This is a genomic window from Rubripirellula reticaptiva, from assembly GCF_007860175.1.
Classification (GTDB): Bacteria; Planctomycetota; Planctomycetia; order Pirellulales; family Pirellulaceae; genus Rubripirellula; species Rubripirellula reticaptiva.
In genome coordinates, this window is the sequence record NZ_SJPX01000002.1 from 1,217,040 (window position 1) to 1,229,749 (window position 12,710).

10 protein-coding genes are annotated in these 12,710 nt (G+C 55.7%); all 10 read left to right on the forward strand.

Annotation, left to right across the window (positions count from 1 at the left end):
* Positions 1–43 precede the first annotated feature (43 nt).
* The 10 genes from Poly59_RS10790 (at position 44) to Poly59_RS10835 (ending at position 12,694) form a co-directional block, all read left to right on the forward strand.
* Positions 44–1,531, forward strand: coding sequence for an efflux RND transporter periplasmic adaptor subunit (locus Poly59_RS10790; protein ID WP_246151542.1), 1,488 nt, complete (start codon positions 44–46; stop codon positions 1,529–1,531).
* Positions 1,532–1,542: 11 nt separating this feature from the next.
* On the forward strand, positions 1,543–4,794 hold the full coding sequence (locus tag Poly59_RS10795; RefSeq protein ID WP_146534054.1) for an efflux RND transporter permease subunit: 3,252 nt from the start codon (positions 1,543–1,545) through the stop codon (positions 4,792–4,794).
* 41 nt (positions 4,795–4,835) lie between these two features.
* A complete protein-coding gene (locus Poly59_RS10800) occupies positions 4,836–5,504 on the forward strand; it encodes a hypothetical protein (RefSeq protein WP_145171088.1) in 669 nt (222 codons plus the stop codon).
* Positions 5,505–5,543: 39 nt separating this feature from the next.
* Positions 5,544–6,077 (forward strand): hypothetical protein, encoded by a 534-nt coding sequence (locus tag Poly59_RS10805; protein ID WP_145171090.1) that lies wholly within the window; start codon positions 5,544–5,546, stop codon positions 6,075–6,077.
* Between the two features lie 108 nt (positions 6,078–6,185).
* Positions 6,186–6,968, forward strand: coding sequence for a hypothetical protein (locus Poly59_RS10810; RefSeq protein ID WP_146534055.1), 783 nt, complete (start codon positions 6,186–6,188; stop codon positions 6,966–6,968).
* A gap of 55 nt (positions 6,969–7,023) precedes the next feature.
* A complete protein-coding gene (locus tag Poly59_RS10815) occupies positions 7,024–8,253 on the forward strand; it encodes an ABC transporter permease (RefSeq protein ID WP_146534056.1) in 1,230 nt (409 codons plus the stop codon).
* A gap of 68 nt (positions 8,254–8,321) precedes the next feature.
* Positions 8,322–9,005, forward strand: a complete 684-nt coding sequence (locus Poly59_RS10820; protein ID WP_146534057.1) for an ABC transporter ATP-binding protein — start codon at positions 8,322–8,324, stop codon at positions 9,003–9,005.
* A gap of 180 nt (positions 9,006–9,185) precedes the next feature.
* Entirely contained in the window at positions 9,186–9,947 is a 762-nt protein-coding gene (locus Poly59_RS10825; protein WP_146534058.1) for a methyltransferase family protein, read from the forward strand.
* Complete coding sequence (locus tag Poly59_RS10830) at positions 9,944–10,186, forward strand: BON domain-containing protein (protein ID WP_146534059.1); 243 nt, start codon at positions 9,944–9,946, stop codon at positions 10,184–10,186. The genes Poly59_RS10825 and Poly59_RS10830 overlap by 4 nt, the downstream gene beginning before the upstream one ends.
* Before the next feature lie 30 nt (positions 10,187–10,216).
* Positions 10,217–12,694: a heavy metal translocating P-type ATPase gene (locus Poly59_RS10835; RefSeq protein ID WP_146534060.1), complete on the forward strand. Its 2,478-nt coding sequence runs from the start codon at positions 10,217–10,219 to the stop codon at positions 12,692–12,694.
* The last annotated feature ends 16 nt before the right edge of the window (positions 12,695–12,710 follow it).

The following is a 12,710-nucleotide window of genomic DNA, read 5'->3' on the forward strand; positions in this document are numbered from 1 at the left end:
GTGGGTCGGTTTCTCCGGCAGTTGTTCCGTTGGTTTCGTTACCATGAAAATCCGTATGCCCAAAGTGCCCATGAAGTGGGTTTGGCTAATCGCCACGCTGATCGTTGTGATCGTCGGTGGTTTTACTTGGCAGCGTTGGTTCCCGGCCACCAAGGCGTGGGTCGATCAAACCGCTGTTTCTTTCCGCAATGGCGGAGGCGAATCGCACGAGGGTGAGGCGGCCGGCGAGGCTGATCCTCATGCCGGTCACGATCACGCAGCGCATGCGGGTCACGACGAGGCGACTTCGTTGGAACTGTCAAAGCAGGCGATCCGCAACATCGGATTGTCCGACGAGACGATCCGCCCGATCAAGTTGGAAACCTTCCGTCGATCCATCACGGTTCCCGCCGTCGTCGTCGAACGGCCTGGTCGTTCACGAGTCCAAGTTGCCACGCCGATGACCGGCGTCGTCACGCATGTTCACGCGGTGCAAGGCGAAGCGGTCGAGCCGGGAAGTCTACTGTTTCAGATCCGCTTGACACACGAAGACCTTGTCAACGCACAAACCGATTTCCTTCGCACGCTCGGGGAACTCGATGTTGAACAACGCGAGGTCGCTCGCTTGCAACAGGTCACCAGTAGTGGTGCGATCGCCGGCAAGGTTTTGCTGGAACGACAGTACGCTCGCGACAAGCTGAACGCCAACTTGAGTGCCATGCGTGAATCGCTTCGGCTGCACGGATTGTCAGACAACCAAGTAGAGCAAATTGAACGGGAGCGACGATTGCTCCGTGAGCTACAAGTCTTCGCTCCGAGTGTCGATAGCCACGGTGAGGAAGAATTGCGTTTGACCCAACGAGTCATTCAAGCGGGTTATGTCAAAGACGAGCAACCCAAACACACTGGCCCATTGATCCTGCAAGACTTGGCTGTTCACAAAGGCCAGTCCATCAACGCGGGCGAAACACTTTGCATCTTAACCGACTACGACGAACTGTTCATCGAAGGGCTCGCATTCGAGCAAGACATTAAGCAGCTTCGGAAAGCGTCCCAGAATGGCTGGGCAGTTGACGCGATCTTGGAAGAACCAGGCTCCGAATCCCGTGTGATCGAGGGCTTGAAAATGGCGTATCTCGCCAATCAAGTTGATGCCAAGACGCGAACGCTGAATTTCTATGTTCGCCTTCCTAACGAAGTCGCCAAGGATCATCGCGCCGACGGCAATCGCTACGTCGAATGGCGTTACGTCCCCGGTCAACGGATGCAGTTGCGAGTACCAGTCCAAGAAATGCCGGAACAAATCGTGGTTCCTGTCGAGGCGGTGGCGAGCGAAGGAGCGGAAACTTTCGTGTTCCAGCAGAACGGCAGTCACTTCGACCGCGTGCCGGTTCATGTGAAGTATCGCGATCAGTATTCCGCCGTGATCGACAACGACGGTTCGCTGTTCCCTGGTGACGTCATCGCCATGCGTGGCGCTCATCAAATGCAAATGGCTCTCAAAAACAAGTCTGGCGGTGGAGTTGATCCACACGCAGGGCACAACCACTAAGGAGCCACATCATGCTTAATTCAATCATTCGTTTTGCGTTGAAGCAACGCATGCTTGTCATCGCCGTTGCCCTGTTCCTGGTGGGATTCGGGACTTGGCAGGCGATGCAGGCTCCGATCGACGTCTTCCCCGACCTGAACCGGCCACGCGTAGTCATCATGACCGAGGCACCGGGGTTGGCACCGGAGGAAGTCGAGACACTGATTACGTTTCCGATTGAAACGGCGGTCAATGGCGCGAACGGCGTTCAAGCGGTCCGAAGTTCATCGGGCGTTGGTATCTCGGTCGTCTATGTCGAGTTCGATTGGAACACGGACATTTACAACGACCGTCAAATCGTTGCCGAGCGGTTGCAACTCGTTCAAGAACGGATGCCGAAAGGCGTAAAGCCAACGCTCGCACCGATCTCTTCCATCATGGGTCAAATCCTGATGTTGGGAATGTGGAGCGACGACGGTGCAACCGAACCGCTTGAACTGCGAACGCTCGGTGATTGGGTCGTGCGGCAGCGATTGCTGACTATCCCTGGCGTTTCGCAAGTATTCACGATGGGCGGCGGACGCAAGCAGTTTCAAGTGTTGGTCGACCCCGATGCGATGTTGCGATTCGGAATTGCGTTACACGAGGTTAAGCAAGCCGTTCAGAACAGCAATGACAACGCCACGGGCGGCTACTTGGATGAACAAGGCCCGAACGAATTGCTAGTTCGTGGTCTGGGCCGTGTTCAGAGCATTGAAGACCTGCAAAAGGTCGTCGTCACGATGAAGGAAGGCCGCCCCATTTCGCTGGGCCAGATCGCTCGCGTCGTCGAAGGTGCGCAAGTCAAACGCGGCGACAGTTCAGCCTGGGTACGCGATGAGGACAGAAATTACAGCGGTGGCCCTGCGGTCATTCTTACGATCAACAAGCAACCGGGAGCCGACACGCGGCGAGTGACCGACGATGTGATGGCGGCAATTGATGAGTTGCGGCCTTCTTTGCCGGGTGACCTACGCATCGAACCGCTCTACACACAAAAGTCATTCATCGACCGTGCCATTGAAAATGTTGCCGAGGCACTTCGTGACGGCGGCATCTTGGTCGTCATTATCTTGTTCCTGTTCCTGATGAACGTCCGCACGACATTCATCACGCTGACCGCGATTCCGTTGTCGCTAGTAATGACCGCGATCGTGTTTTCAATCTTCGATTTGTCGATCAACACGATGACGCTGGGTGGTTTGGCCGTTGCGATCGGTGAACTGGTCGACGACGCGATCGTCGATGTGGAAAACATCTATCGCCGATTAAAGGAAAACCGGGCCAGCGATAACCCCAAGCATCCTTTGCTGGTTGTGTTCCGTGCCAGTATCGAGATTCGCAATTCGATCGTGTTCGGCACGATGATCGTGATCCTCGTGTTTCTACCGCTGTTCGCACTCTCGGGCATGGAGGGACGCCTGTTCGCTCCGCTCGGTATTGCCTACATCGTTTCGATCCTGTCGTCGCTGCTCGTTTCGCTAACTGTCACACCGGTGTTGTCGTATTGGTTGCTTGGCAAACAGAAGCTCAAGGGGCACGAGAAAGACGGCTTCATCCTGCGAGGTATCAAATGGGTCGGTGACAAGGTGATCCGCTTCAGCCTGACGGTTCCGCGATTCAATCTAGCCGTCACAGCGGTACTAGTCGTTTTGTCCGGAATGTTCCTAATGAGTCTCGAACGCGACTTCCTGCCGCCATTTAATGAAGGTGCGGTTCAACTAAACGTCGTGTTGCCGCCGGGCACTTCACTGGCTACTTCCAACGACATTTCTAGCCGCGTCGAAACTCGATTGCGAGAGATTGAAGACATCGAAGGATTCATTCGACGTACCGGCCGCGCCGAGTTAGACGAACACGCCGAGGGCGTGAATATGAGCGAGTTCATCTTGGAACTCGATCCCAAATCGCCGCGATCCCGCGAAGAACAGCTCGAAGAAATTCGCGAGGCGATGGCCGACATTCCCGGCATCGTCACTGCGGTCGAGCAACCAATCGCTCACTTGATCTCGCACATGATCTCCGGTGTGAAGGCTCAAATTGGAATCAAAATCTATGGCGACGATCTCGATCTGTTGCGTCGCAAAGCGGGCGAGATGGAAGCGGTAATGAAGACGGTGTCCGGAACGAAGGATGTGCTGGTCGAACCCCAAGTCATCATTCCGCAATTACGGATCGAACTCGACCGCGACAAGCTATTGCTTTACGGACTCAGTGCCGTCGAAGTCAACGAGTTCATCCAAACGGCCCTCAACGGACAAGTCGTTTCCGAAATCTTGATCGGCCAACGCACGTTCGATTTGATGCTGCGTCTCGATGAAGATTACCGCGAGAACCTGCAAACTCTAAAGCGGCTGACGATTGACCTCGCCGACGGTGGGAAAGTGCCATTGGAATCGGTCGCGAACATCTACCAATCAGGCGGCCCAAACACAATTAACCGCGAAGATGTTCGTCGCCGAATTGTGTTGCAGTGCAACGTCTCCGAGCGAGGCGTGGTTGACGTGGTGGAAGACATTCAAAAGAAATTCCAACCCATTGTCGAGTCGTTGCCGCCGGGATACTTCGTTCAGTACAGCGGACAATTTGAAAGCCAGCAATCGGCATCGCGAGTCATCGGCATCCTGTTCGCCGTCTCGCTAGTGGGCGTGTTCCTGGTTCTGTACACGATGTTCCGCAGCGTCAACCTCTCGCTGCAAGTGATGATGGCCCTGCCAATGGCGTTCATCGGTTCGGTGATCGCGTTGGTCGTCACTGGCCAAACGCTGACCGTTGCCGCAATGGTCGGCTTCATCTCGCTTGCCGGAATCGCATCGCGAAACGGAATCTTGCTGATCAACCACTATTTGCACTTGGTCCAGCACGAAGGCGAAGACTGGACAAAAGAAATGATCGTTCGGGCGGGTCTGGAACGACTCGCTCCCGTGCTGATGACGGCTCTGACCTCCGGCATCGGCTTGGTCCCATTGGTCATGGCGGCTGGCGAACCAGGTAAGGAAATCTTGTACCCGGTCGCGACCGTGATTCTCGGCGGACTGATGAGTTCGACTCTCCTCGACTTCTTCGTTCACCCGGCGTTGTTCTGGCTGATCGGACTGAAATCGGCTGAACGAGTTGTCAACGAATCGAAGACCGACATTCCTTTGTTTGAAGAGTCCGAAGACGAGGAATCTCACCTACCACTCAACCACTCTCGGTCAAGGACGACAGAGACTTCCCAACCCCTTTCCGAACCCGCAACCTAAGACAGGAAGCGAACGGATCATTTTCCAAAAAGGAAAGTTTTATGTTGAAAAGAATATCAAGACTGCTGTGCTTCGTCGCACTCGCATCGGTTGGCAGTATTGCCAGTGCCGAAGAGTCGATCGCATTCTGCTTGCCCGAGTGGAAAGAGATGCACTTCGACGATTCAGCCAAGGCGCAACAGCACCTTGCTGCCGTACAGAAACTGGGCTGTGAAGCCAAGATCGACAACCACGGTGGGCACACCGATGTCGTTTATCGTTCACCAAAATGGAAGAGCATGGAAGTCGCCGACGACAAACTGGCTCACCAATGGGAATCTTGGCTCAAGAAAGCGGGATTCGAGACCTTACACGGTCACGCGGCAGATCACGGCGGCGACGATCATGCTGGGCATGAAGGTCACGACCATGCAGCACACGATCACGATCACGCCGGACATAGTCACGCGGCAGGCCAAGTCGAAGAGGTCAACTACCGCATCACCGACTGGAAAACGATACACATTGAAAACCAAGAACAGCTCGCCGAACTTACCGCGATGTTGAAAGGACTCGGATGCGAGCTGAAAAGCTCACAGCATTCCGGCCACGCCGACTTGAGTTTCCGCTGTCCGCAATGGAAACACATCGAAGTCGGTTCGCACCAAGTTGCCACAACTTGGGAACAGTGGCTCACAAAAACGGGCTTCGAGGCGAAACACGTTCACTAGAAACTCTCAGATCAACCAACTCCCTTCAGGAAAAATCCAATGAAACGCTCAACAAAACTCTTCACGCTCGCACTCGCTTCCATGACCTTCGGTCTTGTTGGCTGCAAAGACGGGGGAACCAACACCGGAACGACCGTTGAAACATCGGCACCTCCGGCGACCGTTGACGATCACACAGAACACGCACACCCCAGCGAAGGACCGCATCATGGCGGATTGATCGAATTGGGCAACGAGGAATACCACGCCGAACTCGTTCACGACGAAGACACTGGCTCGGTAACAATCTATGTGCTCAACGCAGCCGCGACTGAGCAAATTCCGATCGAATCGACCGAGATTACGATCAATGTCAAACATGACGGCAAGCCGGAGCAGTTCAAGCTGGCCGCTTCGCCTGATGCAAATGACCCACAAGGCAAGTCGTCGCGTTTTGTTTCGACAGACGCGGAACTCGGCGAGCACCTAGATGAAGAAGGAGCCGACCCAAAACTCGTCCTAACGATCAACGGCAAATCGTTCCGAGGAACGATCGCACACGACCATGACCACGAAGGTCACGACCACGAGTGATTTAAAAATGATGATCGTAGATTGGAGATTGAAATCCAACTCTCCAATCTGCTTTCGTCGATCTGCGACCCCAATTTTCGATCTCCAATTACCAAGGGAATGACGACGATGAAACGGATTTTCAATCAAACGACGATCGCAATGATGATGACACTGGTAACCGCTTGTGTCGCGATGGCCCAAACCGCTCACGCGGCAAGTCCTGCTCAGCAAGCGATTCAAGCGGCCGAAGCCAACAACCAGTTTGCTTTCGTGATGTTCTATCGCGGCAACGATGCGGCGACCAAAACAATGCACGGCACGCTGCAGTCAACACTGGCCAACCGGCAAGACGCCGTGGTCGTGCCTGTGCAAATTGGTAACGTCGCCGAGCAAGCCTTGGTCAAACAATTCGACGCAACCCGAATGCCGATGCCAGCGGTCGCCACCCTCGCTCCCAACGGTGCGGTGTGCAGCGTTTTCCCACGACGTGTGACGGAGCAGCAACTTGCCGCCGCGATCGTTTCGCCTGGACAGACGCAAATCCTAAAGGCGCTGCAGGACCGCAAGCTCGTGTTGCTGTGTGCTCAACCCACCGCCGGTGCCCCGGTTCCCGTTGGTGTTCAACAATTTCAAGCCGACGCACTGTACGCCTCTCGAACCGAAGTCGTCACGGTTTTGGCGAACGATCCTGCCGAGGCTGAGTTCTTGACCAAGATCGGAGTGAAACCAGGCCAACCGACACCCGTTGTTGCATTCATGGCACCTCCAGGCGTCATGGTTGGCACCTTCAATGCTAACGTCAGTTTCGATGTGTTGGCCGAGAAGTTAGCCGCCGCCGGCAAATGCTGCGACGACGAAAACTGCAAGCACCACAAATCGGCCCAGGCTTCGCAACCAGCACGACGCTAGTGCTCCTGGTCGGCAATCTCCACCCAACAACCTTCAATTAAACGGAACGGACTCCATGAAACTTCGTCACTTAATATGGAAAGAACTCTGGCAACGGCCGACGCCGATGCTCACCAGTTTGCTGGCCGTCACGCTTGGCGTCACAGCGCTTGTTGCGATTCAGAACATCACCGTGTTTTCAGAACGCAAGATCGCCGGTGACATGGAGTCGCTCGGTGCGAACGTGTTGGTGCTGCCACCCAGCGTCACGCTGCAAGACTATTACGGTGCCGACATGCACGGGCATACGATGCCCGAGGAATACGTCACGCGTCTCGCGCTCGCTCGATTGCCCGGCGTTGAAAATCTCGCTCCCAAGTTATGCGTCGAAGCGGAAGTGGACACGATTCCCGTCACACTGACCGGCATCCTGCCCAAGAGTGAGTTTCAAGCCAAAGCCTCTTGGCAGGGACTCGGTATGTTGGGCAATGCGGTCGGCAGTGATCGCGGTTGTTGTGCGACCGCCGCTGACACCGGCGAAGCCGACAACGATCCAAACTCGTTGGCGACGACACGCACCATCGCCAAACTGGGCGATCGCGATGTGATCCTCGGACGCGATCTCGCCAGCCAACTTGGTGCGAAAACTGGCGATACGTTGCCGCTACTCGGTGAAGATTTCACTGTTCTCACCGTGTTGCCTTCGACCGGAACGATCGACGACGGACGCATGTTCGCTCACTTGCACAGCGTCCAAGACTTGTCGGGTGCAGGGCCGGTGGTGAACGTCATCGAAATCATGGCGTGCTGTGAAGATGCCGCTGGCGGTTTGATCACGAACCTTTCCGCTGAACTTCCCGAAACGCGAATCGTCACGATCGCACAAGTTGTTCAAACACAAATAGCCGTTAATGGATTGATGTCGCGTTTGTCATGGGTCTTTCTGTCGATCCTGCTGTTGGTCGGTGGAGCGAGCATCGCCAGTGTGATGTATGCCAACGTGACCGAGCGTCGCAAAGAAATCGGAACGCTGATGGCAATCGGAGCCAGTCGCAACTTTGTAACAAAGATGTTTCTTGGCAAAGCCGCAATCTTGGGACTCGCCGGTGGTGCAGCGGGTTTCATTGTCGGCACGATTGTCGCCGCAGTACTGGGGCCACAGTTGCTGGGTATTCATGTACGCCCGATGCCGATACTGCTGGGCGTGGGAATGGCCACAGCAACGATCGTCGCGGTCCTCGCCAGCCTTCTGCCCGCCCGCCGAGCCGCTGGTCTCGATCCGTGCCTTGTCTTCAACGACGCCTGATCGCTGCGTCGCGTGATCGAAAGGTCGTGCTCCATTATCAAAAACCACATTTCAAATCGAACCAAAACATGTATCAACTCAGTTCCGTTACCCAGACCTACGAACGTCGAGGCCAGATCGTCACGGCACTCGACAACGCCGACCTCACGATTCCCGACAACGACTTCATTGCAATCGTTGGCCCCAGCGGCAGTGGCAAGACCACGTTGCTATCCGTCCTCGGTGGAATGCTCGCCCCGTCAACCGGCGACGTGATGCTCGATGGCGAATCGTTGTATGACCTGTCGGTGGAAGAACGCACGGCGTTGCGAGGCCGAAAGATCGGATTCGTCTTTCAGTCGTTCAACTTGATTTCGTGGCTGACCGCTCGCGAGAACGTGCAGATCCCACTGATGTTGTCCGGCAAAACGGCCAAGCAACAAGAAGAGCGTGCGATGGAGATGCTCGACCGTGTCGGCTTGTCCGATCGAACCGATCACCGTCCCTCAGAAATGAGCCAAGGACAACAACAACGGGTCGCGTTGGCACGGACACTCGCCAACGACCCGCAAATCATCCTGGCGGACGAACCGACAGGAAACCTCGATTCAGAAACCCGCCAACAGGTGATGAGTTACCTGAATGAATTTCACAAGGACGGACGCACGATCGTGATGGTCACGCATGACGCCGACACGGCTGCGTTTGCGCACCGCACCATCCGCTTAGTCGCCGGAGTTACGAATGAAATCGCAATGGCGCGGGCGGCGTAAGCAAAAGATGGGGAGTACGAGAGATGGTCCTCTTGTCTCCCTCTCTGCTTGTCTCCTAACTCCCAACTTGAAAACTGGCGGCTGCTATTCAGCCGTCAGCTAGGTTCCCGGACCGCGTCACTCACCAGCCGACGCACCGGGAACCGTTTTTCGTCTCCCAATCCGAATACAGAAATTTCTATGGCACTCGTTGAAGAATTTGAACGCACGGGATCCTGGCTGTTCCGCTGGCGCAGTTATCTGCCCTTTGTGTTCCTACCGTTGATCGTGACCGCCGTGCTTCGATATCCCGTGATTGAATCGCATCCCAATTTGCATTTCGTCTGGAGCATCGTAAGTCTAGGCGTCTCGCTAATCGGACTAGCGGTTCGGTCTCACGCGGTTGGGCATGCCGCTGACGGAACATCGGGGCGCAACACGAAAACGCAAGTTGCCGAAACACTCAACACCTCTGGCTTCTACTCCGTCGCTCGGCACCCAATGTACCTCGGCAACTTCTTGATTGCCCTGGGCATCGTGTTGCACTCCGCATCCCCCTGGTTGGTCGTGGCCTTCCTGATGGCATTCGCGTTGTACTACGAACGCATCATGTTCACCGAGGAAGCGTTTTTGCGTAAAAAGTTCGGCAGTGTGTTTACAGATTGGTCTAATCGCACCCCCGCATTCTTGCCAAGACTAAGACAATGGAAGTCGGCGGAGCGTCCGTTAGACATCCCCAAAGTCATTCGAGCCGAATCTGCTGCTGTCGCGGTCATCGCTTTGACATTCCCAGCGTTGGAATTCGCAATGCACGAAGCTCAGCAAGGCAACGTCGCCATCGAGAACTCGTGGTACATCCTGTTCGGCTGCGGCCTTGTTCTCTACATCATCGCTCGCGTGATGAAACGGCAACTTCGACGTTGGCTCAAGTACGAGCGAATCTTGTACGAGGCAGCAAAGTGAAATCAAACAAGTCCCGAAACCCTCCTGCGAATCCTAAATCGCTCAGCGCTAGAGTCGAACGCATCATCAAGCGATTCGGCTTTGATGGAGTGCATGTTTCCAGCGATAAGACCGGGCAGGTAACTCTCAGCGGTATTCTCGACGAAGTCAACGATCGTGCGTTGGTCGTCGCTATCGCCCGGACCACTCCGAGCGTCACCGTGGTCCGCTGTGAAATCACCTTTTCTAAGCCGAACTAAACGGATATACCGTGTCAGAGCGATATGCGAATGAAAAAAGAAAAAATTGAACTCAAACTGGTTTTGCCTACGGTAAATAATGCGGACGATTCGTGCATCAGGCGGCTGGCGGAGTTGTTGCAAAGCAAAGCAGGAATAGACGCGGCACACTCGCTCAAACCGAGTGACGAAAGCCCAGGCCAAATCTGCGTTCACTTCGACTCAAGCGTGACTTCGACGGGCGAGGTTCGCGAATTGGCACGGCGTGCTGGCGCAGAACTTGATCAGCGTTATGGGCATTGGCATAAGCGAGTTGGGCCGATGCACGCACGTCGGGCGTCCGCTATCGAGTCGCGTCTGGCTCGCATCGACGGCATCATGGAATCGGTTGTCTCTCCGGACGGTGCCGTTCGAGTCGAATTCGATCGTCAAGAAACTGACGCTTCGGCAATCGAAACAGCTCTCGCTGAATGGTCATCCTCAACTCCTCAAGACCACGGCGGTGATGAGGACCATCGGCACGACGAGGGTCATAAAGACAATCACGACCACTCCGGTCATGATCACGAGCACGGCGGCATCTTTGGCCCGAAGTCGGAGTTGATCTTCGCGATCCTGTGCGGTGCGTTTCTACTGGTCGGTTGGCTCATCGAGACCTTTGCTGAACTGAATGATTGGATTCCGCTCGGTTGCTTCATCGCCGCCTACTTCTTCGGCGGCTACTACACCGTCACCGAAGCGATCGAGAAGATTCGGGCGAGCAAGTTCGAGATCGACTTTCTGATGATCGTGGCCGCTGCCGGTGCCGCGTCGTTGGGAGCTTGGGCCGAAGGCGCATTGCTGTTGTTCCTTTTCAGTATCGGTCATGCGTTGGAAGGCTACGCGATGGGGCGAGCCAAACGTGCCATTGAAGCCTTGTCCGAACTGGCTCCGAAAACCGCACGGGTTCGACGCGATGGCAACGAATCAGAAATCCCCGTCGAAGAGCTGGTCGTTGGCGACATCGTCATCATCAAACCCGACGAGCGAGTCCCGGCAGACGGATTCGTGATCGCGGGCGAGTCCAGCGTCAACCAAGCCCCGATCACCGGCGAAAGCGTGCCCGTCGACAAACGCCCCGTCGATGATGTCGCCGCTGCGGCATCCGATCCCGAGTCGCTTCCGCCGGAGCATCGTGCATTCGCCGGAACGATCAATCAATCGGGTTCGCTCGAAATCCAAGTCACCAAGCTCGCATCCGAAAACACGCTGGCTCGCGTCGTCGCAATGGTCAGCGAAGCTGAAACGCGGGTGTCGCCGACGCAGAAGTTCACCAAGAAGTTCGAGCGATACTTTGTGCCGTCAGTCATTGCCGGTGTCATACTGTTGGTGTTCGCACCGCTCGTCATCGACGAAACCTTCAGCGAATCGTTTTACCGAGCCATGGCGGTTTTGGTCGCCGCCAGCCCATGTGCGTTGGCAATCGCAACACCCAGTGCGGTGCTTAGCGGAGTCGCCCGAGCGGCACGCGGCGGCATCCTCGTCAAAGGTGGCGGACCACTCGAAAGCCTCGGCAGTCTCGACGCGATCGCGTTTGACAAAACCGGAACGCTTACCGAGGGAGAGCCGAAGGTCACCGACGTTCGCACTGCTGACGGTGTCGATGAGGCCGAAATATTACGAAACGCCATTGCGGTGGAAGACCTCAGCAAACATCCGCTCGCCAAAGCAGTCGTTCGTGACGGGAAGAAAAGATTGGGAGAGGGGGAGTCTGGGAGTGGGGGAGCGATTCCCGACGCAACAGATTTGCAGAGTATCACCGGACGCGGCATTCAAGCGACGGTCGAAGGAGACATCGTCCATATTGGCAAAGACGATTTGTTCGCCGAAGTCGACGGGCCGCCACTACCAGAAAGCGTTCGCGAGATTGTCGAATCGCTCGAAGAGAACGGACGCACAACCATGATCGTCCGACGCGGGGATCGTTACCTCGGCGTCATCGGTTTGATGGATACACCCCGCGAAGCTTCCAAGCGAACGATCTCGCGGCTTCGCAAACTCGGCATCAAGCGAATGATCATGATCTCAGGCGACAACCAAAAAGTCGCCGACGCGGTCGCAAAAGAAGTCGGCCTCGATGAAGCAAGAGGCGACTTAATGCCCGACGACAAAGTCAACGAAATCAAAAAACTACAAAGTGAAGGCGGCGTCGCAATGGTCGGCGACGGCGTCAACGACGCCCCGGCGATGGCATCTGCCTCGGTCGGTATCGCGATGGGAGCCGCCGGTAGCGACGTAGCCCTCGAAACCGCCGACGTCGCCCTGATGGCCGACAACCTCGACCACTTGCCGCTGGCCATCGGACTGAGCCGATCGACGAAATCAATCATCCGTCAAAACCTCTGGATGAGTCTCGGCATGGTCGCCTTCCTCGTCCCCGCCACGATCCTCGGCCTGAACATCGGTGCTGCCGTCGCCTTGCACGAAGGCAGCACCTTGATTGTCGTCTTCAACGCCCTGCGTCTACTTGCTTACAAACAGCCATCCTAAGAGGAGGATTGTTACA